The sequence below is a fragment of the Coprococcus sp. BIOML-A2 genome (assembly GCF_009875795.1).
Lineage (GTDB): Bacteria > Bacillota > Clostridia > Lachnospirales > Lachnospiraceae > Coprococcus > Coprococcus aceti.
The window spans coordinates 155968-181463 of record NZ_WWSI01000003.1 but is presented as its reverse complement, the minus strand read 5'-3'; the positions used below and the strand labels follow the sequence as shown (position 1 = coordinate 181463).

At 42.7% G+C, this 25496-nt stretch carries 19 protein-coding genes; all 19 read left to right on the top strand.

Going from position 1 to position 25496, the window contains the following annotated elements; genetic code table 11:
• The first annotated feature begins 22 nt into the window (after nt 1–22).
• Nucleotides 23–661 carry a precorrin-2 dehydrogenase/sirohydrochlorin ferrochelatase family protein gene (locus tag GT575_RS07800; RefSeq protein ID WP_055280010.1) on the top strand — a complete coding sequence of 213 codons (639 nt, stop codon included), beginning with the start codon at nt 23–25 and terminating at the stop codon, nt 659–661.
• A gap of 184 nt (nt 662–845) precedes the next feature.
• Nucleotides 846–1268: a ribosome maturation factor RimP gene (gene rimP, locus GT575_RS07795; RefSeq protein WP_055144996.1), complete on the top strand. Its 423-nt coding sequence runs from the start codon at nt 846–848 to the stop codon at nt 1266–1268.
• A 12-nt stretch (nt 1269–1280) separates the two neighbouring features.
• Nucleotides 1281–2462, top strand: a complete 1182-nt coding sequence (gene nusA / locus GT575_RS07790) for a transcription termination factor NusA (RefSeq protein WP_055144675.1) — start codon at nt 1281–1283, stop codon at nt 2460–2462.
• Between the two features lie 49 nt (nt 2463–2511).
• Nucleotides 2512–2781: an RNase P modulator RnpM gene (gene rnpM / locus GT575_RS07785; RefSeq protein WP_055144672.1), complete on the top strand. Its 270-nt coding sequence runs from the start codon at nt 2512–2514 to the stop codon at nt 2779–2781.
• Complete coding sequence (locus GT575_RS07780) at nt 2765–3094, top strand: L7Ae/L30e/S12e/Gadd45 family ribosomal protein (protein WP_082418050.1); 330 nt, start codon at nt 2765–2767, stop codon at nt 3092–3094. Before rnpM ends, GT575_RS07780 begins: the two co-directional genes overlap by 17 nt.
• A gap of 3 nt (nt 3095–3097) precedes the next feature.
• Nucleotides 3098–5983, top strand: a complete 2886-nt coding sequence (gene infB, locus GT575_RS07775) for a translation initiation factor IF-2 (protein WP_055222493.1) — start codon at nt 3098–3100, stop codon at nt 5981–5983.
• Between the two features lie 8 nt (nt 5984–5991).
• The gene (gene rbfA, locus GT575_RS07770; RefSeq protein ID WP_015534838.1) at nt 5992–6405 is read left to right on the top strand and encodes a 30S ribosome-binding factor RbfA; all 414 of its coding nucleotides are present in this window, start codon (nt 5992–5994) and stop codon (nt 6403–6405) included.
• Between the two features lie 33 nt (nt 6406–6438).
• Nucleotides 6439–7386 (top strand): DHH family phosphoesterase, encoded by a 948-nt coding sequence (locus GT575_RS07765; protein WP_161171828.1) that lies wholly within the window; start codon nt 6439–6441, stop codon nt 7384–7386.
• Between the two features lie 84 nt (nt 7387–7470).
• The gene (truB, locus tag GT575_RS07760; RefSeq protein WP_161171827.1) at nt 7471–8373 is read left to right on the top strand and encodes a tRNA pseudouridine(55) synthase TruB; all 903 of its coding nucleotides are present in this window, start codon (nt 7471–7473) and stop codon (nt 8371–8373) included.
• A 12-nt stretch (nt 8374–8385) separates the two neighbouring features.
• Nucleotides 8386–9357 (top strand): bifunctional riboflavin kinase/FAD synthetase, encoded by a 972-nt coding sequence (locus tag GT575_RS07755; protein WP_055222495.1) that lies wholly within the window; start codon nt 8386–8388, stop codon nt 9355–9357.
• A gap of 134 nt (nt 9358–9491) precedes the next feature.
• A complete protein-coding gene (locus GT575_RS07750) occupies nt 9492–14816 on the top strand; it encodes a glycoside hydrolase family 9 protein (RefSeq protein WP_161171826.1) in 5325 nt (1774 codons plus the stop codon).
• Between the two features lie 173 nt (nt 14817–14989).
• The gene (locus tag GT575_RS07745) at nt 14990–15451 is read left to right on the top strand and encodes a MarR family winged helix-turn-helix transcriptional regulator (RefSeq protein WP_055273486.1); all 462 of its coding nucleotides are present in this window, start codon (nt 14990–14992) and stop codon (nt 15449–15451) included.
• On the top strand, nt 15448–16143 hold the full coding sequence (locus GT575_RS07740) for a YczE/YyaS/YitT family protein (protein WP_055273484.1): 696 nt from the start codon (nt 15448–15450) through the stop codon (nt 16141–16143). Before GT575_RS07745 ends, GT575_RS07740 begins: the two co-directional genes overlap by 4 nt.
• Nucleotides 16144–16305: 162 nt before the next feature.
• Nucleotides 16306–17817, top strand: a complete 1512-nt coding sequence (locus GT575_RS07735) for a class I SAM-dependent DNA methyltransferase (protein WP_161171825.1) — start codon at nt 16306–16308, stop codon at nt 17815–17817.
• 72 nt (nt 17818–17889) lie between these two features.
• On the top strand, nt 17890–18984 hold the full coding sequence (locus GT575_RS07730) for a restriction endonuclease subunit S (protein ID WP_070098464.1): 1095 nt from the start codon (nt 17890–17892) through the stop codon (nt 18982–18984).
• Nucleotides 18985–19081: 97 nt separating this feature from the next.
• Nucleotides 19082–20050 (top strand): site-specific tyrosine recombinase/integron integrase, encoded by a 969-nt coding sequence (gene xerA / locus GT575_RS07725; RefSeq protein ID WP_055222503.1) that lies wholly within the window; start codon nt 19082–19084, stop codon nt 20048–20050.
• A 357-nt stretch (nt 20051–20407) separates the two neighbouring features.
• The gene (locus GT575_RS07720) at nt 20408–21580 is read left to right on the top strand and encodes a restriction endonuclease subunit S (protein WP_082419779.1); all 1173 of its coding nucleotides are present in this window, start codon (nt 20408–20410) and stop codon (nt 21578–21580) included.
• The gene (locus tag GT575_RS07715; RefSeq protein WP_161171823.1) at nt 21573–24953 is read left to right on the top strand and encodes a DEAD/DEAH box helicase family protein; all 3381 of its coding nucleotides are present in this window, start codon (nt 21573–21575) and stop codon (nt 24951–24953) included. The genes GT575_RS07720 and GT575_RS07715 overlap by 8 nt, the downstream gene beginning before the upstream one ends.
• A 112-nt stretch (nt 24954–25065) precedes the next feature.
• Nucleotides 25066–25479, top strand: a complete 414-nt coding sequence (locus GT575_RS07710) for a hypothetical protein (RefSeq protein ID WP_161171822.1) — start codon at nt 25066–25068, stop codon at nt 25477–25479.
• Nucleotides 25480–25496: the final 17 nt, after the last annotated feature.

Below are 25496 nucleotides of genomic sequence, written 5' to 3'. Positions count from 1 at the left end.
GAATATTCGGAGGAGATAAGATATGGCATACTTTCCAATGTACATCGATCTTGAGGGCAAGAAAGTAATAGTTGTAGGTGGAGGTAAGGCAGCACTTAGAAAGATCAATTCGCTGCTGTATTTCGGAGCGAAGATAGCGGTCATTGCGCCGAAGGTGTGCGATGATATAAAAGCGATAAAGGGAATAAATGTACATGAGAGCAACGTGGCACTTGACATACTGCAGAATGCAGACATTGTTGTGGCGGCAACCAGGCGCCCGGAGATCAATGCCAAGATAGGTACATATTGTAATGACAGGGGCATCATGGTAAATGTGGCTGATAACAAGGAGCTCAGCAGCTTCCTGTTTCCAGGCGTTATCGTCCGCGGAGATCTTGTGGTGGGAGTCACAACAGGCGGCAACAGCCAGGCGGTATCCAAGCAGATCAGGAATATGATAGACAGGATGCTTCCAGAGGAGTACGAGACGCTCACAAGAAAGATGGGAGCGTACACAGAGCTTGCAAATGTCAACATCAAGAGCACGGCACTTAGGGAGGAAGCACTGGATGAACTCGTCAAGGTTGCACTGTCCAACAAATGCGTTCTTGACGACAAGAAGGCGAACAAGGTGCTTGACAAATATTACCGTGAGGACGCAGCCAGAAGAAACGCATAAATATTTGTTAATATTTGTACTTGAATTATTTGATAATTATGATACAATAAGTGAGATTGTTATAGATTACAGCATGAGAGTGGGCCTTGGCCCACTCTCAATTGTTGTGGGGATAATATTTTACAGAAAGGTGGTCGTATTTACGAAGAGAGCGGATATTGAAGCAAAGACGGAGGCACTTGTGATGCCGATCATTGAGGCGAACAATCTGGAGCTTGTTGATGTGGAGTACGTCAAGGAAGGCAGTGATTATTACCTCAGAGTGTATGCGGACAAGGAAGGTGGCATCACGATCGGTGATTGCGAGATAGTGAACAGAGCACTTGGAGACCTGCTTGACCAGGATGATTATATAGGAGATGCCTATATACTGGAGGTCAGCTCACCGGGGCTTACGAGACCACTGAAGAAAGAGAAGGATTTCAAGAGAAGCATAGGTAAGGTCGTGGAGATCAAGACATTTGCCAAGGTGAATGGTGCAAAGGAATTCGAGGGTGTGCTCAAGGCATATGATGAGAATACAGTCACCATTGAGCTTGAGGATGAGACAGAGATAACGATAACGAGAAAAGATATTTCCATGATACGATTAGCATTTATATATTAGGAGGATAAAAAGGTGTCAGAGATCATTGAAGCATTGAATCAGCTTGAGAAGGAGAGAAACATTAGCAAGGATGTTCTGCTTGAGGCTATAGAGAGATCACTCAAGACAGCCTGCAAGAAGGATTTCAATACAGACGAGAACATTACAGTTTCACTGGACAGAGAGACTGGTGAGTGCCATGTATATGCAGCCAAAGAGGTTGTTGAGGAAGTTGAGAATCCTGCATGCCAGATAACACTGGAGCAGGCCAAGATGATAAGCAGCAAGTACGAGATAGGTGATACAGTAAATATAGAGATCACAACTAAGAACTTTGGAAGAATAGCAGCCCAGCGTGCGAGAAATGTCATCGTTCAGGCTATCAATGAGAATGAGAGAGCAGCTATATACGATCACTTCCATATGAAGGAGAAGGATATCGTAACAGGAATCGTTCAGAGACAGGTTGGAGACAGCGTGAATGTGAGCCTTGATGACAAGACAGAGGCACTCTTAAAGCCGTCAGAGATGATCGAGGGAGAGAGCTACGAGAGAGGCGACAGAATAAAGCTTTATATCACAGAGGTCAAGAAGACAAACAGAGGACCAAGGATCACTGTATCAAGAACTCATCCAGAGCTCGTCAAGAGACTTTTTGAGAAGGAAGTAACAGAGATCGCAGACGGAACAGTTGAGATCAAGAGCTTCTGCAGAGAGGCAGGATCAAGATCTAAGATCGCAGTATGGTCAAACGATGAGAACGTCGATGCAGTTGGAGCATGCGTAGGAATCAATGGTGACAGAGTAAATGCTGTCGTTGCAGATCTGAACGGTGAAAAGATCGACATCATTCCTTGGAGTGAGAACCCTGCTGAGTTTATTTACAATGCGCTCAGTCCTTCAGATGTTGAGGACGTATCAGTTGATCTTGATGAGAAGACAGCATTTGTCGTAGTACCTGATACACAGCTTTCACTTGCAATCGGTAAGAAGGGTCAGAATGCCCGCCTTGCAGCCAAGCTGACAGGATACAAGATCGATATTAAGAGCCATTCAAAGGCCGAGGAGATGGGTTACTTTGATGAGCAGCCAGAGGATGAGAACTTTGATCCTTATAACGAAGATGAATATTATGATGAAGTAAGCGAAGATAAAGATGCCGATGCTGCTTCATTTGACATAGATGAAACAGTAGACACAAACGACGAAGAGTAATCATTTGCATTGATGTAGTGGCACATGATAGAGAATAGGGAGTGATGAGATGGCAAAGAAGGTACCTCTGAGGCAATGCCTTGGATGCCGTGAGATGATGCCGAAGAGTGAGCTGATAAGGATAGTCCGAAGCAATGACGGGCAGTTCGCAGTTGATGCAACCGGCAAGCTCAACGGAAGAGGCGCTTATATATGCAAGAAATCCGAGTGCCTTAAGAAGGCGGTTGGAAGCAAAGCACTTGAGAAGGCTTTCAAGGTCAGCATACCTGCTGAGGTGTATGAACAATTAGACAAGGAGCTGCGTGACATTGAAGAATAACAAGATCTACTCGTTAATTTCTCTGTGTGCCAGAGCCAGAAGGCTGTGCAGTGGCAATTTCTCAGTAGAGAAAGCAGTTAAGAATCAGAGCGCGTACGTGGTCATTGTGGCGAAGGACGCCTCTGACAATACGAAGAAACTTTTCGACCAGAAATGTAATTATTATGGGATTCCTTATTATGAGTACGGGACAAAGGATGAGCTTGGCAAGTACAGTGGCAATGAGATGAGAACATCCATTGCGATACTTGACGAGGGATTCGGGAATCAGATCATAAAGTACATGAATGTAAATGAAAACATGGAGGTGTAACATTTGGCTAAAATCAGAGTACACGAATTATCAAAACAGTTAAACATTTCAAATAAAGATATCATAGATACACTTGGCGCAAAGGGAATAGAGATCAAGAGTCATATGTCCAATCTGGACGATTCGATGGTTGGAATAATTAAAGCTAAGTTTGGAGCAAAGACTGCGCCAAAGGCCGAGGCTCCAAAGGCTGAGACCCCAAAGCCTGCAACACCAAAGCAGGAGGCTCCAAAGGCAGCGCCTAAGACAGAGCAGCCAAAGCCTGAGACAGCAAAGCCTGCTGCAGCGCCAAAGGCGGACGCGCAGAAGCAGAATCCTTCAAGGGATGACAATTCAGCAGCCAGACAGGGTTCTGGCAATCATGTAAGATTTGCCAGGGAGGACAGAAACGGCGGCAAGATGAATAACAACGGTAACAGAGTCAGATTTAACAACGACAGACAGGGCGGTTCAGACAGAGCCAGATTCAGCAACGACAGGAACCAGGGCGACAGAAATCAGGGTGACAGACCAAGATTCGGCAGAGATGGCCAGGGCGACAGAAATCAGAGTGACAGACCAAGAGTAGGCAGAGACGGTCAGGGCGACAGACCAAGGTTTAACAGAGATGGCGACAGAAACCAGGGTGACAGACCAAGATTTAACAGAGACGGCCAGAATGACAGACCAAGGTTTAACAGAGATGGTGATAGAAACCAGGGTGACAGACCAAGATTTAACAGGGACGGCCAGGGTGACAGACCAAGGTTTAACAGAGACGGAGACAGAAACCAGGGTGGCGGACGCTTCGGCAATGGCGATAGAAACCAGGGCGGAAGAGGCTTTAACAGAGATGGTGGCAACCGTTTCAGCAACCGTATCAATATGCCATTTGGCAAGGATGACGAGGATGACAGCCCAGCTCAGAAGAGAGCACCATTCAAGAGAGACCGCAAGGACTTCGATGCGAAGGAGATGCCGGGTAAGGATTTAAAGAGCCAGAACAGAGATAACTACAACAGAGATAAGAACAAGCCACGTAAGGGCAACAGAAGATCACCTGAGGAGGTCGAGGCTGATATCAGCAGACTTGCGAAGAATGTGAAGAACAAGCCACAGAAGAAGCAGCAGGCACCACAGGAGGATCCGGATGCAATCAGAACCATCACACTTCCTGAGGTTGTAACACTCAAGGAGCTGGCTGATGCGGTAAAGACTCCTGTAACAGCACTTATCAAGAAGTTGTTCCTCGCAGGTAAGATGGTCAATGTGAACTCAGAGCTTCCATTTGACGAGGCTTCAGAGATCGCACTTGAGTACAACTGTATAGCTGAGGAAGAGGAGAAGGTAGATGTGATCGAGGAACTCCTGAAGGAGGACGAAGAGGACGAGAAGGACATGGTTCCAAGACCTCCAGTAGTCTGCGTTATGGGACACGTTGATCACGGTAAGACATCACTCCTTGATGCGATCAGACAGACAAAGGTTACATCGGGCGAGGCTGGTGGAATCACACAGGCGATCGGTGCATCTGTTGTCGATGTAAATGGCCAGACTATAACATTCCTTGATACTCCTGGACATGAGGCGTTCACAGCAATGCGTATGCGTGGTGCACAGAGTACAGATATCGCTATCCTTGTTGTAGCTGCCGATGATGGAGTAATGCCACAGACTATCGAGGCTATCAACCATGCAAAGGCTGCTGGGATTGAGATCATAGTAGCGATCAACAAGATCGATAAGGAAAGTGCCAATATAGAGAGAGTTAAGCAGGAGCTTACAGAGTATGAGCTTATCCCAGAGGATTGGGGTGGTTCAACAATATTCTGTCCTGTATCTGCACATACTAAGGAAGGTATTGACAATCTCCTTGAGATGATCCTCCTCACAGCGGATGTGCTTGAACTTAAGGCAAATCCTAACAGAAAGGCAAGAGGTATCGTCATCGAGGCTGAGCTTGACAAGGGACGTGGACCTGTTGCAACAATGCTTGTACAGAAGGGAACACTCCATGTTGGAGATTACATCGCTGTCGGAGCGTCACATGGTAAGGTACGTGCCATGACCAACTCAAGAGGTGAGAGAGTTACAGAGGCTCTTCCATCAACACCTGTACAGATCCAGGGCCTCAACACAGTTCCTGATGCAGGTGAGATATTCATGGCAGTTGACAATGAGAAGGAAGCAAGAACCATATCCGAGACATATATCTCACAGGGTAAGGAGAAACTTCTTGCAGATACAAAGCAGAGAATGTCACTTGACGATCTGTACAGCCAGATTCAGGCCGGCAACCTCAAGGAGCTCAAGATCATCATCAAGGCGGATGTACAGGGTTCAGTTGAGGCCGTTAAGCAGAGCCTTTTAAAGCTCTCAAATGACGAGGTCGTTATCAAGTGCATACATGCAGGTGTAGGTGCTATCAATGAGTCAGATATAATTCTTGCATCAGCATCAAATGCCATCGTAATCGGTTTCAATATCAGACCGGATGCGAGAGCAAAGGATATGGCTGACAGCGAGGGTGTAGATGTTCGTCTGTACAGAGTCATCTACAATGCAATAGAGGATATTGATTCAGCAATGAAGGGTATGCTTGATCCTATATATGAGGAGAAGGTCATCGGACACGCAGAGATCAGACAGACATACAAGGCTTCTGGTATCGGTGTCATTGCCGGTTCATATGTTCTCGACGGAACAATCAACAGAAACTGTAGCGTAAGGATCACCAGAGAGGGCAATCTTATATTTGAAGGAAAACTTGCTTCACTCAAGAGATTCAAGGATGATGTCAAGGAAGTTAAGTCCGGCTTTGAGTGTGGTATGGTATTCGAGAACTTCCAGGACGTTGCAGAGGAAGATCAGATAGAGGCATACGAGATGGTAGAGGTGCCTAGAAAGTAGTAATAGATATGAGAAAAAACAGTGTAAAGAATAACAGGATCAATGGTGAGGTTCAGAGAGAACTCAGCAGGATCATCAGCCGTGAGATCAAGGATCCAAGAATATCACCTATGACTTCGGTTGTTGATGTGGTTGTCACACCTGATCTCAAGTTCTGTAAGGCATATATCAGTGTCCTGGGTGACCAGGATGCTGTTGATTCCACATTTGCAGGGCTGAACAGTGCAATGGGATATATCAGAAGAGAGCTTGCTCATTCTGTAAATCTGCGCAATACACCGGAGATAACATTTATCATGGACCAGTCCATAGAATACGGTGTCAGCATGTCCCACAAGATAGATGAGGCTCTCGGAAAGCATGGAGATGCTGATGAGAGTACAGATGAAAACTCAGAGAGTGAAGATGAGTTTGAAGAGTAGGATATAATATGAGAATAAAAAAGGAGGTATATCATGAACGATCTTATAAGGGAGATAGAGAACGCGGACAGCATAGCCATAACAGGACATATCAATCCTGATGGTGACTGTATAGGTTCTACACTTGGAATGTACAACTATATTACAAGCAATTACCCTGACAAGAGGGTTCAGGTATATCTTCAGGAATTCTCTGATGTGTTTATGTTCATGGGCGGTGCTGACAAGGTGAAGCATGAGGCAGATGATGAGACCTATGATCTGTTTATGTCGCTTGACTGCGGAGATATGGACAGATTCACACCATTTGTCAGATATTATGAGACTGCGAAGAGAACCTTGTGTATAGACCACCATGTGTCCAATAAGGGCTTTGGTGATGTGTGCTATGTGGAAAGTGATGCGTGCTCCGCTGCGGAAGCTATATTCAAGCTCCTTGACGCTGATAAGATCAATCAGAAGTGTGCAGAGTGCCTGTATACCGGAATAGTCCACGATACGGGAGTGTTTAAGCACAGCAATACAACAAGGGCAGCCATGACTATAGCGGGAATCCTGATAGAGAAGGGGGCAAGACCAAGCTTTGTCATAGATGAGACCTTCTACAAGAAGACGCTCATACAGAACAAGCTTCTGGGCTATGCGCTTCTCAACATGAAGCAGTTTGCAGATGGAAAGATAACCCATACACTTCTGACAAAGGAGGACTTTGACAGATTTGGTGCCAGCAAGATGGATACGGATGGAATCGTGGATCAGCTCAGACTGACATCAGGTACTGAGGTTGCTTTCTTCATGTATCAGGCTGGTGAGGATAATTACAAGATATCCCTCAGGGCAAATGATATCGTGAACGTGAGTGAGATCGCGTGCAGCCACGGCGGTGGCGGCCATGTGAAGGCTGCGGGATGCAATATGTCAGGTGATCCGGAAAAGATAGTTGCGGAGATAGTTGCGGATATAGAGAAACAGCTTGGCTGATAAATTGCAGAAAAGATGTGATCTGGAACAGGTACTGATACAGCGGACTGATGTAAAAGACTTTGGATTGGATTTGAAATAGTTATGATAGATGGATTTATCAATATATATAAGGAGCAGGGGTTCACGTCATTTGATGTGGTGGCAAAGCTCCGTGGTATATTAAAACAGAAAAAGATAGGTCATACCGGAACTCTCGATCCCATGGCGGAGGGAGTTCTTCTTGTGTGTCTGGGAAGTGCTACGAAGATGTGCGATCTGCTCACTGAGAAGAACAAGACATACACATGTACCATGCTTCTCGGAAAGACCAGCGACACCGAAGACGTGACAGGAGTCATGACAGACGTGACAGATGTATATCCTGATGAGAAGACAGTCAGGGCTGCGGTGATGAGTTTTGTAGGCGATTACATGCAGATCCCGCCTATGTATTCAGCCATCAAGGTAAATGGTAAGAAGCTCTATGAGCTGGCGAGAGCCGGACAGGTTATACAGAGAGAGCCGAGACTGGTCACGATACATGGTATCACCATACAGTCGGTAGAACTTCCGAGGGTGACATTCGATGTGAGCTGTTCCAAGGGAACATATATCAGAAGCCTGTGCAGGGATATAGGAGAGAAGCTTGGCTGCGGTGCGGTGATGGAGAAGCTTGTCAGAACCGAGGTGAAGGGCTTTACTATAGAAGAAAGTCTGACGCTTGATGAGGTGGAGAAGGCAAGGGATGACGGGACACTCATGCAGCATATATTAACAACGGATAAGCTCATGCCGAATATACCGGAGCTTCATATAGCTGAGAAGGGTGTTAAGCTTCTGGCAAATGGAAATAAGCTCAGTGCGGATGCATTTGCCGAGAATAAGATACACAGGGATACCTATGTCAAGGTGTTCGATGAGAATGGAAGATTTGCGGCACTGTATGAATACAGCGATGAGAAGAGGCAGTATGTGCCATTTAAGATGTTTCCGGTGAGTAATTAAGGACAGACAGTTATGATTCATATAAAGGACACGAAGAAGGTAAAACTGAATAGCACAGAGCGCACGGCGGTTGCCCTGGGCAAGTTTGATGGTATCCATCAGGGACACATGCTGTTGATAGAGCAGGTGTTGAAGCTTCAGAGACAGGGATATATGGGCGTTGTGTTCACATTTGACATGAGGGAGAATCATGTGTTTGATGTGAGCAATATGAAGACCATATACACATCTGACGAGAAGGCACAGGTGGTATCGGATACCGGAGTTGACGTCCTGGTTGAATATCCGTTTGACGATGCATTTGCAGCTACAGAGCCGAAGGCGTTCATCAGAGATGTTCTGGTGGACATGATGCGGGCCGGATATGTCGTGGTTGGAAGCGATTACAGATTCGGCAGAGACAGAAAGGGCGATGTGGATACCCTCAGAAGCTATGCGGACGAGTATGGATATAAGGTCATAGTCATAGACAAGCTGGAACAGGATGACGAGGTGGTCAGCTCAACTGTCATCAGGAAGAATATTTCTGAGGGAGATGTGAGGTCGGTCATTCCGATGCTCGGCAGACCGTACAGTATGACAGGTGAAGTGGTGTCCGGTAAACAGCTTGGAAGGACAATAGGAATACCGACTGCGAATATGCTGCCGGAGGAGCGCAAGCTGTACCCGCCGGCTGGTGTGTATGCTTCAAGGATCAGTATAATCCGGGGGAAGCATACGGGACATGAGGATCCTTTCAGAGTCTATATGGGAATCACCAACATAGGAGACAATCCTACAGTCAACGACAAGGGAAATATCACCATAGAGACGAATATCTTCGACTTTGACAGGAACATATATGGACAGGTCATCAAGGTGGAGCTTATCGAGCAGATCCGAGGTGAGAAGAAATTTGGAAGCCTGGATGAGCTCAAGGCCCAGATGGCAAATGACATAGAAACTTCAAAAAGAATACTTGCTAATAAAGTATTAGTAAAATAGCACAGAAAACATTGGTAATTATGCGCATAAATAATGACGGATTATTGGGTCGCATGAAGATGTTTTCTGTGCTATATTTTTAATAATAGGGTATTTTTTAGGAGGAAAAAGGAAGTACAAGGAGGAAAAGTAAAATGAGAAAGAAAGCAGCGAGCAGGATCCTGGCATATGTTCTCACCTTATGCATGATCATCGGCAGTATAACCTGGCCGGAGATCACAGCTAAGGCGGAGAGCATCACGCTGGATCTGAAACCGGACACCGGCTGGAAGACGGTGACTGCGGCAACAGATGAGTGGGGTGATTATGGAAAGGCGGAGATCAGATTTTCGCCTTCATCAGATCTGGCATCCATGAAGGCTATTGCGGATGCGGGATATAAGACGCTCAAGATCACATATGCGGTTGACACATTTACCGCTGCAAGTGGACAGAATGCGGGAGTTATGCCATTTGCGTCATATGGATCTTCATGGTCAAATAATGACAAGTGGATCGATCTGTCCAAGACCGGTCAGTTTGAGACCGTACTTGATCTGTCATCTATCAGCACAACAAGCACGGAGAAGGTGGCATTTGGAATACAGGTTGCCAATCTTCAGGAAAACAGCACGATCAAATTCAGGATCGTGTCAGCGGTCCTCTCAGGAACAAAGAGCACCTCTGGTGGTTCATCAGGGGAGTCAGGCGGTTCAGGCGACAGCGGATCAGGCAGTGCGGACCTTGATTCAATTGGAAACACAAGTTCAAGCGTAACCGCAAGTCTTGCTGATGGAGATGGAACAGCCAAGGGAGACGGCTACTACGAGACAGAGATAACGATAAATAACAAGAGCAATTCATACATAGCAGACTGGATAGCGGTGGCTGATGTGAGTGGCTCTGTAACTGCAGTTAAGGATTACAGCAGCTGGTCAGCCCTCAAGGGTGTATTCAGTGATGGAAAGCTGTACATATATCCAAACACATCCAAGAAGTCAGGTGCAGTAAATGCAGGTTCGAGCGTGAGCTATTCAAAGCTTGGCTACACAGGTACGGCAAACGGTGTGTCTATAACAGGTGTCAAGGTGTACTACAGCTCACAGTCAGGTGCATTTGACTCATTTATCGGTTCACTTTCATCATCATCTGGCGGAGCCGGGGACAACACAGGTGAGATCAATACGGATGTTGAGTACAACTATGCGAAGCTTCTTCAGGAGTCACTGTATCTTTATGATGCGAATATGTGCGGAAGTGATGTATCTGCAAAGAGTGAGTTTTCTTGGAGATCAAACTGCCATACTGAGGATGCAAAAACAACATATAATGGAAAGACTGTGGATGTCAGCGGTGGATACCATGATGCGGGAGATCATGCCAAGTTTGGTTTGCCACAGGCATATTCGGCTACAGTTCTAGGACTTGCGCACATGGAGTTTGCTGAGGCATTTGCGGATACTGCTACAGAGGCACACTATAAGAGGATCATGGACAGATTCGTTGATTATTTCAAGAGATGCACAGTCCTTGGAAGTGATGGCTCGGTTCAGGCTTTTTGTTATCAGGTCGGTGACGGTGGAGTGGATCATGGTTACTGGGGGGCTCCTGAGAAGCAGTCATCAAGAAGTGGCCAGGTCACATTCACATCTGATTCAGATACATGTACAGACATTGTATCTGAGACCGCTGCGGCTTTGGCTGCTTACTATATTAATTATAAAGATAAGACGGCACTCTCATATGCAGAGAAACTTTTTACATATGCTGACACCAAGGCCAAGATGAAGAGTTCAGGTCCTGCGTATTCATTCTATCCGTCAAAGTCATGGGAGGATGATTATGCTCTGGCTGCGGCGCTCTTGTATAAAGCAACGGGTAAGGAAATATATGTAACTAAGTATAACAGCAGTGGAATCCAGAATCCAAATTGGGCTTTGTCATGGGATAATGTAGGTGCAGCGGCACTTCTCTATAGTCCAAATTCCAGCAAGAAGAGTATATTTATTGATAATCAGACAAGTCTTATATCAAACAATACAAAAACAGGTGATAATAACTATTGTCTTATAAATGATTGGGGATCTGCCAGATACAATACAGCACATCAGATGACAGGTCTTATATATGATAAGATGTATAACAAAAATGATTATTCAGCATGGGCGAATGGACAGATGAAATACATATTGGGCAACAATGCAGGATCAAAATGTTTCGTTGTTGGTTACAATAAGTACTCAGCTAAATATCCGCATCATAGAGCTGCCAGTGGATATCAGGGTTCTGTATCGGGAAATGCAACTACAAAGCAGGCTCATGTACTTGTTGGGGCACTGGTTGGTGGACCTGCGTCATCAAGTTCTGCCTATGTAGATAGTTCTGAGGATTATAATCAGAATGAGGTTGCACTGGATTATAATGCAAGCCTTGTGGGTGCAGCAGCAGGACTTTATCTGTATGTGAAGAACAGCGGAACAGATGAGGAGAAGGCAGTACAGAAGGTAGCTCCAAAGAGTGAAGTGTCGTCAGAGCTCAGGACGATAAGCGGGGAATCAGGTGGAGGCATGACAACAGAGGACGACACGAAGGATCCTTCAACTGGCTCAACCGGATCGACGGGCTCAACTGGCTCAACAACGGGTTCAACGTCTGAGAAAGACACAGAGACTCCGTCAGAGACACCAGCCGTAAAGGTTACAGGAATCTCATTTGACAAGACATACATAACACTTAATGTGGGCGACAGTGATGAGATCAAGGCAACGATAACACCTGCTGATGCAAAAGATACATCCCTTGTGTGGTCAAGTTCAGACAAGGCTAAGGTATCCGTACAGAATGGCAAGATAACAGCCCTCGCAGCCGGAACGGCGACTATCACAGCTATGGCTAAGGATGGCTCGGGAATAAAGGCGGCGTGTGTTGTCAAAGTGCGCACTCCTGGAAAGCTGTCATGCAGCAGTGCTGACAAGGCATGGACAGACCTCGTATATGGCTATTCGAATGCTGATCAGGCAGCAATAGAACTGACAAACTCCGGGGAGACAACCCTTTCAGATGTAAAGGCCGAGCTTAAGGATGGAACGGCATTCCAGATCGTTTCATCACCGGCAGGTCAGATTTCTGCAGGTCAGAAAACAACAGTAGTTGTAAAACCGGTAAATGGACTTGGTGCCGGAAGCTACAGCGATACACTGGTAATATCAACGGCAAACGGCTCAGCGAGCATAACTCTCAAGGCGACAGTGGCAAAGGGAGAAAATACCGCAGTTGTCACTCTGACAAAAACTTCAGTAACATCTGATTCGGTGGCCGTCAGCGGTCAGGTGTCAGGAGCAGCAGGCGAGATTGAGTATGCAATATCAGGCGATAAGAATATGGTTGAATCAAAGCTTACATGGCAGAATGGTGCTCAGTTTACCGGACTCAAGGAATTTACTACATATTATGTATATGGCAGGGTAAAAGAAACTGCAAATGTCAAGGCTGGTCAGATCAGCCAGGCACTTGAGGTGACTACACCTTTATCAGATCCTTTCGTAATTGACATCGGAAGACTGAATGACAGCAGATATGTTGGAGCATTCACAGACAGTGAGGAAAATCCAACTGTAAAGGTATCACAGTCTGGTGGAATCATATCAGTTTCATTTACCGAGAATAAGGATTACACGATCACAGGAAATGGTGAGGATGTAATTGTTGATACCGGAAATGCAAGCGGAATAACCGTGGACAATGCTACTGTAAAGAAGATCACGGTTCGTCCGGGCAATTCTGGAACATTTGTCATAAATGTAAGCGGAGAAAATAAGATTGCTGATGGTATAACATGCGTCAGCGATAACAGTAACGCAGCGGATGTAAAGGTATCTGGAAAGGATACATCTTCCAAGATATCAGCGACAACCCCGGGTGCGTCTGCGATCAAGACAGATGGAAATCTTGAGATAGACAACATACAGATAAAGTCCGATGGTAAGGGAATCGAATCTGCGGGAACTGTGAAGATAGCAGGTGGAAGCAACAGCATAGATTCTGTATCTTCGGCAATATCGGCATCGGATGTGGAGATCACAGGAGGCTCTGTTGATGCAAAGTCATCAGGACTTGGCGATGGGGAGTCGGTAATCTCAGCAGACAATTCTATCAAACTGGTTGGTGGAAGTGTTACGGCGGATGTATCCGGATCAACCGGTGGAAATTCATTTGGCGTAAAGTCAGATGATGGAACGATCATTGTTGATGGCGATGTGTCAATAGGTGGAGATCCAATTTATTCCAAGGATCCGGTAGACAGCAAGGGCGACAGTGTAACCATGGTAAAGGTTGTGTTCACAGATGAGAATGGCAGCCAGTTGTATGCGTCATCTGTAAACAAGGGATCAACTCTTGATCTGTCGAAAATAAATATCATCATGTCTGATGGTACTGATTACAAGACATCGAGGGCTGGATATGTGCTGGCATGGCAGGATGAAGCAGGAACAAGCTATAATGCTGATTCTGTATACGGCGCTGTATCAGAGGATATAACATTTAAGGCTGTATGGACATGGATAGTTGTGGATATAAGCGTTGATGCAAATATTATATTTGCGGCAACTGGAAATGCTTCGTACAAGACTACATATACAGGCGCAGCGATAAGACCGGCCGTAAAGGTTGTATCACGTGGAAGAACACTTGATGCGGGAACTGACTATATAGTTTCATATAGCAACAATACCAATTCCGGTACAGCAAAGGCAGTTGTCAAAGGTCAGGGCAGATATAAGGGCTCAAAGACTCTTACATTTGCAATAAACAAGCAGGCGATAAGTAAAGCCTCTGTGACAATCACAAAGTCGGCTGTATATACAGGCAAGGCTATAACACCAGCGGTGAAGGTGACTAGCGGTAAGCGGACACTCACAGCGGGCAAGGATTACAGAGTTACATATTCGTCAAATAAAGACTTTGGCAAGGCAAAAGTTGTGATAATGGGAATCGGTAATTACAGTGGAACACAGACAAAGTATTTTGACATAACTGCGGCTGTTGGCAAGATCTATGCAAATGGAAATTACAAGTACAAGATCACAAATGCATCCCTGAATGGCAAGGGAACGGTAACTCTCGTATCTGTTGTCAAGAAGACCAAGACAGTTGTGGTTCCTGACACTATAAAGCTTGGTGGCAAGACATTTAAGGTCACAGCGATAGGAAAAGCGGCGTTCAAGAAGAATGTAAAGGTTACAAAGGTGACCTTGGGCAAAAACGTCAAGACTATAGGTGCCAAGGCGTTCTATGGATGTAAGAAGCTCAGGACAGTAGTGATAAAGAATACACAGATGACAGGAAAAACAGTTGGATCTGGTGCATTTACAGGGACATACGCCAAGATGACCGTCAAGGTTCCGTCGAAGAAGCTTAAGAGCTATAAGACAATCCTTCTGAAAAGAGGAGTGTCAAAGAAAGCAGTCATAAAGAAATAAAGGCTCAATAAAATAAAGAATAATTGGAGATCCGGGGTGGTTCATATGATCCCGGATCTTTTTTGTGCGTATGGGGGTGACCGAAGTTCGATTTGACATGGGTAAAAATATGTGTATAATATCGTTAGTGTTCTAATAATTAGAATTATAACTATCTGGAGAGGAGAATCCATATGGACGAACATACAAAATCCATACATTATCTGCTGATGGCGGATCATTTCATGGTGCAGAAGGCATTGCTGAGTCAGATAAAGGATACAGAGCTCACCATGGGACAGCCCAAGGTGCTGGACTATCTGAAGGATCATGATGGGGCGTGCCAGAAGGATATTGCAGCGGGATGTCATATAGAGCCGGCATCGATAACCGCTGTGTTGAGTGGCATGGAGAATAAAGGATATATACAGAGAAGTACAAAGTCAGGGGACAGAAGATCCCTGTACGTGTATTTGACAGATAAGGGCAGAGAGTATGTGGAGATGCTCAATAAGAAGTTTGACTTAGTTGAATCTGTGGCGCTGAGGGGATTTACAACGGAAGAGACGGAAGAATTGCAGTCACTTCTTGTAAGGGTGTACGATAATATGAAGGGCAGCGAAAAAGACAACAGAAAAGAGGAACGTAAGAGATGAAGAACATGAAGGTAAGAATTCCAATGTATTTCGTTGGATTGTTTATTATGACTATAGGAATTGCACTGTCGGTAAAATCCAATCTCGGTGTGTCGCCGGTGAGTTCCATACCATATACCATGACCTGTGTATGGGGAATAGAGATGGGAAAGGCTACGATCATATTCCATGCGGCACTTGTGCTTATACAGATCCTATTACTCAGGAAGCGGTTCAAGCCGATCAATCTGCTTCAGGTGGTCGTGGGAATCGTGTTCGGATATTTTACAACATTCTGCAATTACCTGGCTACATTTCTGCCGAGCACTGATAATATAGCGATGAGAATTGTGCTTATGCTTGTGAGTACTGTATTCATAGCGGTTGGAATCTTTTTCTATCTGCCGGCCAATCTTATTCCGCTTGCCGGAGAGGGTGTCATGCAGGCTGTATCAGAGGTCACACACATTGAATTTTCAAAGGTAAAGATCGGATTTGACTGTTCTATGGTGGCTGTGTCGGTCGTAACATGTCTGATCTGCATACATAGTCTTGGAAGTGTGGGAGCCGGTACGGTTATTGCCGCATTCCTTGTTGGATTCAATCTGGGTAAGTTAAATAAGGTATTTGGCGGAAAACGAGACAAACTTCTTGGAAAGCACACATACACTGAGAAGGAAGTTCTCAGGGAGAGAATTGACGGAACGAAGTAGCAAGAGATGTGTATGTTCCAGGGGACAAGGTGTTCCATATCTGATATTTTCCCTTCATAAATGGCTAGCCTGGTGAGTTTTATTTGTTTGCTTTTGATATTACGTGGTGTATAATTTAGCCATACAAATTTTGGTTTGTTGTATGTGCAAAGGAGAATACAAATGATAACAGGGGATTTGAAGAATAAAATAGACAGTTTATGGGACATATTTGCCGCGGGTGGACTTGTCAATCCACTTGAGGTTATAGAGCAGATAACATATCTTATGTTTATCCATGATCTTGATGATGTGGACAACAAAAAGGCAAAGGAATGCGAGATGCTAGGGCTTCCGTTTAGCAGTATATTTGCTGATGAGGTGAAGATAGGAGACAGAAACATTGACGGAAAGCAACTCAAATGGTCTGTATTCAGGGATTTTCCTGCTGAGAAAATGTACAGTGTCATGCAGGAATGGGTTTTCCCATTTATAAAAAATCTTCATAGTGACAAGAACAGCGCATATTCAAAATATATGGATGATGCCATATTCAAGCTTCCGACACCGATTCTTCTTTCGAAGGTTGTTGATTCGCTGGATGAGATATATAAATTGATGAATGAAATCCAGTCAGTTGACGTGAGAGGCGATGTATATGAATATTTGCTTTCAAAGATAGCACAGTCTGGAAGAAACGGTCAGTTCAGGACGCCGAGACACATCATCCGTATGATGGTTGAGATGATGGATCCGGCAGCAGACGAGATGATATGTGATCCTGCGTGTGGAACATCCGGTTTCCTTGTTGCGTCAGGGGAGTACCTCAGAGAAAAGAAGAAAGAAGACATCTTTTATAACAAAGCAAATAGAGATCACTATATGAATCATATGTTCTATGGATATGATATGGATAGAACGATGCTTCGTATAGGTGCTATGAATATGATGACACATGGTATAGATAATCCATGTATTGAATATAGAGACAGCTTATCAGATCAGAATAGTGATAAGAATAAATATACACTTGTTCTTGCAAATCCACCGTTCAAGGGAAGTCTGGATGCTGAATCAGTTTCAGCAGATCTTCTCAAGATGTGCAAGACAAAGAAGACAGAATTGCTGTTCCTTACATTGTTCATAAGGATATTGCAGGTAGGCGGCAGATGTGCATGTATAGTTCCGGATGGAGTGCTATTTGGCTCATCTGTAGCACATAAGGCAATCCGTAAAGAAATAGTGGAAAATCAGAAACTGCAGGCGGTCATATCCATGCCATCAGGAGTGTTTAAGCCATATGCGGGAGTGTCAACTGCGATACTGATATTTACAAAGACAGATCATGGCGGAACAGACAAAGTTTGGTTCTATGATATGACGGCAGACGGATACAGTCTGGACGATAAGCGAACACCGGTAAATGATAACGATATACCTGACATAATAGAGAGATTTGCGCATCTTGACAAAGAAAATGACAGAAAGCGAACGGACAAGTCATTCTTTGTGTCAAAGGAAGAGATAGTGGACAATGCTTACGACCTCAGCATCAATAAGTACAAGGAAGTAGAGTATACACCGGTAGAGTATCCGCCTACATCTGAGATAATGGCAAATATAAGAGATTTGGAGAGACAGATAAGTCAGGAAATGGATGAACTTGAGAAATTGCTGGCTGATGATAACCAGTAATTGATTGAAAATATTAGGAAAGGGGAAAACAAACTCGACTTTAGCAAATTCGTATTTGTAGATCAATGGAAGATGAAAGTTAGGATAGGTGATTTGACGAAAATACGAACGGGTAAGCTTGATGCCAATGCAGCTTCAATGGATGGTCAATATCCGTTTTTTACTTGTTCAAAAGAGCCTTTAAGAATATCAACATATTCATATGATTGTGAGTGTGTATTAGTTGCTGGAAATGGCGATTTAAATGTTAAGTATTACAACGGAAAATTTGATGCTTATCAGCGAACCTATATAATAGAGAATAACAATGTCGAAAAATTATATTTGCCATATTTGTATTATTTTTTAGAAACATATATTGAGGAATTAAGGAAACAAGCTATAGGAGGGGTTATAAAATATATAAAGATATGTAATCTTAGTGATGCAGTAATTGAGTTACCATCAATTGAGAAACAGAAAAAAATAGTTAAAATTTTAAAGTCTTCAAAAAAATGTTTAGATATGAGAAATACTCAAATGGCTTTTTTAGATGGACTTATCAAAGCCCGATTTGTAGAGATGTTTGAAAACGAAATAGAATATAATAAAGTTAAATTGGAAGAAATTGCAGATATTGTTTCAGGAATAACTAAAGGAAGAAAAACAAAATGTGGGGAATTGCGAGAAGTGCCATATATGGCTGTTTCAAACGTAAAAGACGGATATATAGATTGGACAACTGTTAAAACAATATTAGCAACAGAAGATGAAATAATTCAGTATAAATTATTGCCAGATGATGTCTTAATGACTGAGGGGGGAGATCCAGATAAATTAGGAAGAGGAGCTATTATATCTTTGCCACCGAAAGATTGTATCCATCAGAATCATATATTTAGAGTACGATTAGATGAAACGCAAATATTGCCACGATATTTTGCTGCATATTTACAGAGTTCACAAGCAAAGACCTATTTTTTAAGAGCAGCAAAACAAACGACAGGTATAGCAAGTATAAATATGAGTCAATTAAGGGGATTGCCTACAATTGTACCACCTATAGAACTTCAATTAAAATACTCATTATTTAGTGAGCAAGTCGACAAATCAAAAGTTGTTGTGCAAAAGGCTCTTGATGAGGCACAGATATTGTTTGATAGTTTAATGCAGAAATATTTTGGATAATAATTTATAGCATATGTTTCTTAAAGTATAGAAATAAGAATTAAATAAGGTTTGACTGGTGAAGGATGTTGGTAGAATCTGGAAGGAGAATACGAACATGGAAGAAAAATTAGTCAAGATACTTAACGAGATGGCAGATTATCTGAATATATCTCAGATGAAGAAATTACAGGAGACGTTACTTAAACATTTGGCAGAAAACGAAGCAAAGACAGAAGAAATTCCTAATGTAGAATATTTGAAAATGTTTATTGACGCAAAGCAGATTGAGGGATGTTCTGAAAGAACTTTACAGTATTATCGTGTTACTATTGAACATATGCTTGGTAGTATTGAAACGCCTATCAGAAAGATAACAACTGACGAGATAAGAGGGTATCTTGTTGATTATCAGAAGGTTAATAATTGCAGCAAAGTAACTGTAGACAATGTCCGGAGAAATATGTCGAGCTTTTTTAGCTGGCTTGAAGAAGAGGACTACATATTGAAAAGTCCTATGAGACGAATACATAAAATTAAGACGAAACAGCCGGTTAAAGAAACTATAACTGATGAAATGATTGAAAAACTTCGTGATAATTGTACGTGCGTCAGGGATCTTGCCATGATTGACCTTTTGTATTCGACTGGTATACGAGTAGGCGAGCTGGTAGGTTTAAATATATCGGATATTGATTTTGAAGAACGGGAATGCATAGTATTCGGTAAAGGTGATAAAGAAAGAAGAGTTTATTTCGATGCAAAGGCAAAGCTGCATTTGCAAGAATATATAGAGAGCAGGACTGATGATAATCCGGCTTTATTTGTCACTCTTGATGCGCCACATGCAAGATTAAAGATAAGTGGAGTTGAGATAAGAGTTAGAGAACTGGGAAGAAAATTGAATATAGACAAGATACATCCACATAAATTTAGAAGGACAATGGCAACCAGAGCTATAGATAAAGGAATGCCGATAGAGCAGGTACAGAAGATATTGGGACACTCACAGATAGATACGACTATGCAGTATGCGATAGTTAATCAAAATAATGTAAAGGTATCGCATAGACGGTATATTGCGTGATGTATTTGTTGTGGATATATATTTATGATTCACAAACCTCAAATTCGTATTTGTATGAGTAAATGACAATCGAATATATGTTTGACATGAAAGCGGTTGGATGCTAATATAATATCAAAAGGTGCTACCGATAGACGGTTAGCCCTGATATGATGATTACAAAAAAGTAACCGCCAAGTTTTGTCAGGACCGGGCGGTTACTTTTTTGTCTTATTTCTTATCATTGCTCTTAGAGCCAACGGCATAACCAAGAGCAAAGCAAGTAATGCATAAGCTGATGATGGCTATAAAAAGTTCCGTTGTAAGCACAAGCACAAACTATATTTATTAAAGTGTCGAATTTGTAGAAATAAAGATATGGATATGATGTACATTGAAGATTGCTGTGAAATACTTGATTCAATGAGAGTGCCAATTACAGCATCTGACAGGGAAGAGGGAGATTATCCTTATTATGGGGCAAATGGTATTCAAGACCATGTCGCTGATTATATTTTTGATGATGAACTTGTATTACTTGCAGAAGATGGTGGTAACTTTGGCTCAAAAGAAAAACCTATTGCATATAGAGTTTCAGGAAAATGCTGGATCAATAACCATGCTCATGTTTTAAAGCCTAAGATCGGATTAGACGTGGATTATTTGTGTTATTCACTTATGTTTTATAATGTTGATGGAATGGTTAATGGAGCAACAAGGCAAAAATTAACACAGGCTGCTATGCGCAAGATGCAGATTCCCTCAAGGAGCATAGAAGATCAAAAGCATATTGTTGATGAGCTGAATAGAATTGTAAAGATAAAAGAACAAAGATTTTTAGAATTGCAGTTATTAGACAAGCTTATCAAAGCCCGATTTGTAGAGATGTTTGGGGATGCTGTTGCTAATCCTAAAAAATGGCCCGTTAAGAAATTGAAGGATTTATCGGTTCAGATAAATAGTGGTAATACACCTAAAGGTGGATCTGAGAATTATGTCAAAGAAGGTATTGCATTTTTCAGAAGTCAGAATGTTTGGAAGAATCGCTTGGAAATGGAAGATATTGCTTATATTGATGCAAAAACTCATGCAAATATGAAGAGAAGTAGCTTAAAGCATGGTGATATCCTTATGACAAAGACTGGACGAATAAATACAGAGAATAGTTCTCTTGGGAGAGCGGCACTATATTTGGGTGAAGATGATATGGCTAATGTGAATGGACATGTATATTTCATTAGATTAAAGCCTGGGGTAAGCAATATGTTTGTGTTAAGGATACTTGTTTCACCAGAGTACGTTGATTTGATTAGAGGTGTTTGTGTAGGTGGAATTGATAAGAGACAATTGAATAAGGAACATATTGAAGATTTCCCGATAATTTGTCCACCAACTGATATGGTTAATGAGTATGTTAAATTTGTTTGTCAAGTCGACAAATCAAAATTGCTCTCGCTCATCAAACTACTGGAACAATTGATTACTTACCTATATAATGTGTTTATAATATACCGACAAGACAAAGGGGAGGAGGTAGAAAGACATGAATAATTTCGACTTCTTAAGGGATGAACCAAGATTTGCCGCATTTGCTGGGGTTGCAATATCGGCTGAGAGAATAATTCTTATAGATCCTGATATGTGTATACTCAATTGCCGCAGGGCTATGGAGTTTGCAATAAAATGGATTTATTCAGTTGAGACTTCACTTGAAACGCCGTATCAGGATAATCTTCACAGTTTATTGAATTCAGAGGACTTCAGAGATTATGTGGGAAATGACCTGTGGAGACGATTGGATTATATACGAAGAAAAGGCAACAGTGTGGCTCACAATAACAGGCGCCAGGGATTTGACGAGGCTATGCTTTGCCTGGAAAATCTGCATATATTTATGGACTTTATTTCATGTTGTTATGTACGGGGATATGAGCAGAGAGAATTTGATAGAAATGCCATATTGAACAGACGTGAAAATGCCAAGAAATCTAGGGAGAATGCTGAGAATGCAAAGAGCCAGCTCAAAGAACAGGAAGAGTTGATTCGTCAGAATCAGGAAGAGATTGAAAGACATAAGATAGATCTAAAGACATTGGCTGAGGAAAATGCAGATCTCAAGGAGAAGTTATCTGCACGCAGTCAGGTACAGAGGAAGCGTTATAAGCAGCATCCGCTTGATATATCTGAGTTCGAGACAAGGAAACTCTATATAGATGCTATGCTTGAGGACGCAGGATGGGTACAGGGATCAGACTGGATCGATGAAGTTGAAGTTGATGGTGTTCCTAGCAGGTCAGGAAATGGACGGGTGGACTATGTGCTTTATGATGATACACAGAGACCACTTGCTATTATAGAGGCGAAGAAGACATGTGTCGGAGTTGAGGCAGGCAGATATCAGGCGAAGGAGTATGCTGACAGCATTGAGAGAAAGTATGGCAGAAGACCTGTTATCTTCCTTACAAATGGGTTTGAGACACATATTATTGATGGACAATATCCAGAGAGAAAGTGTTCGTGCATTTACTCCAAGAGGGATCTGGAGAAGTGGTTTAATCTGAGGTCCATGAGGACAAGTCTCAGAAATGTAACAGTGGATAAGGCAATTGCCGGACGTTATTACCAGGAAGCGGCAATAAAAGCCGTGTGCGATGCATTTGATCAGAAGAACAGAAGAAAAGCATTACTTGTCATGGCTACAGGTTCTGGTAAGACACGAACGGTGATAGCACTTTGTAAGATACTGATAAATGCCGGATGGGTGAAGAATATTCTATTTCTGGCAGATAGAAATTCACTTGTCACGCAGGCTAAGCGTAGTTTTGTGAATATGCTACCTGATTTGTCCTGCACGAATCTGGTGGAGGAGAAGAATAATTATAATGCAAGATGTGTATTTTCCACATACCAGACCATGATCGGATGCGTTGACAGTGCGAGTGACAAGGATGGAAGAATATTTACCTGTGGACATTTTGATCTTATCATATGTGATGAGGCGCACAGGTCAATATATAACAAGTATAAAGATATATTCACTTATTTTGATGCACCGCTTGTGGGACTTACGGCGACACCGAAGGATGAAGTGGACAAGAATACTTATGATGTATTTGAACTTGCAAATGGAGTTCCTACATATGGCTATGATCTTGCACAGGCTGTTGAGGATGAATATCTTGTTGATTATATGACAATTGAGAGCAAGGTAAAGTTCCTTGATGAGGGAATTGTATATGAAGAACTTTCGGACGCAGATAAGGAAGAGTATGAGAAAACATTTGTGACAGAGTCTGGGGATGTACCGGATAAGATAGAGTCCGCTGCGCTTAATTCCTGGTTATTCAACAAGGATACAATAAGAAAAGTCTTACGTGTATTTATGGATAAGGGAATCAAGATAGATTACGGGCAGAAGATAGGAAAAACAATAATATTTGCAAAGAATCATACTCACGCAGAGAAGATATTTGAGGTTTTCAATGAGGAATATCCGCATCTTGTTGGGTACGCGGAAGTTATAGATAATCAGACAAAATTTGCGCAGAAAGCAATAGATGATTTTTCGGATCCTAAGAAACTGCCGCAGATAGCCATATCAGTTGACATGCTTGATACGGGAATAGATGTTCCAGAGATACTCAATCTGGTATTTTTCAAGAAGGTAATGAGTAAGGCAAAATTCTGGCAGATGATAGGAAGGGGAACCAGACTTTGCGAAGGACTGCTGGACGGCAAAGATAAAAAATTGTTCTATATATTTGATTTCTGTAGTAACTTTGAGTTCTTCAGGGTAAAGAAAAAGGGCAAAGAGGCTGTAAATGTGATGCCTATACAGGGTGCGATATTCCAGAGAAGATTTGAGATAGCGTATAAGCTGCAGTCACTTACTGATAGGGACGACAGGGTGAATTTCTTCTTGGAAAAACTGATATCTGACATGAGCAGTGAAGTGCAGAGATTGTCGAGGGATAACAGGGATAATTTTATAGTAAAGCAGCATCTGAGATATCTGGATAAATACTCGGATGAAGTAAACTACCAGAGTATAACGTTCCCTGATGTCAATGTCGTAAAGGAAGAAGTATCGCCTTATATTATGGCAGATGGTGATGAGCCGAGTGCTTTGAGATTTGATGCGCTTATATATGGCTTGGAGCTTGCACATGTGGTGGGAAAGAATGACGAGAGAGCAAAGAGAGATCTTATAAAAAGGGCTAATGCACTTTCAAGACTTATAGGAAAACATATTGATGAGATTGATCGCAGAAAAGAAATCATAGATAAAGTATTGTCGGATAGCTATGTAGATGGTGCTGGAATTATAGAGTTCGAAGAGATAAGGACAGGACTTAGGGATATCATGAGCTTTATAAAAAGCACAGTACAAACATACGACACTAACTTTGATGATGATATCCTATCTACTGACTGGCATGAATCAGAACTTGAGAACGATGATCTGAAGAATTATAAAGCAAAGGCTGAATTCTATATAAAACAGCATCAGGATAATATTGTAATTGCAAAACTCAAGACAAATAAGCCCCTTACTACTGGGGATGTGAAGGCACTTGAGGATATCCTTTGGAATGAGATTGGAACGAGAAAGGATTATGAGGGTGAGATCGGTGACAAGCCTCTTGGTGAATTTGTCCGTGAGATAGTAGGGCTTGATATGAACGCTGCAAAGGAGGCGTTTAGTGAATATCTGAATGAAACAAATTATGACAGCAGGCAGATATACTTTGTCAATCAGATAGTTGAGTATGTGGTACACAATGGAATGATAAAGGATATGTCAGTGCTGATGGAGTCGCCATTTACAGACAGGGGAAGTATAACGGATATATTTAACGCGTCTGTATGGATGGGCATAAAGAAAGTAATAGATCAGATAAATGCAAATGCTAATGTGGCTTAGCAGACACTATTATTCAATATATGCAATTTTTGCACAAGTTGAACATTTATTTCAGTATGTGCAATTTCTGCACAATGTGAATATACATATAACAAGATTTCGGGGGAATCACATGACTTTATACATGAACATAAAACAGCTCGGCAAGCGGAAGAACACAGTGCACAAGGTCCCGTTTGAATACGCAAATGTACCGGGCACACTTAGAGAACTCATAACAGAGACAGTAAAGATCTGCGTGGCACAGTACATATCCCGCATGGATCGCGGCGATGCAGTGCTGACAGATGAACAGATCGATGATATGGGAAGAATAGGAAAGATAGCGTTCGGGATCGTCTATGGGGAGAAGAAACCGGATGTGGATGAAGCAGTGAAGACAGCCATTCAAGGATTTGAGGATGGGCTGTTCAGAGTGTTCCGCGGTATGGATGAATTAACGGAGCTGGACAGGGAAGAGAAGTTTAACGAAGGGGATGAGATCACATTTATCCGCCTCACAATGCTGGCGGGCAGAATGTGGTAGAACATAAAGAAAGGGGT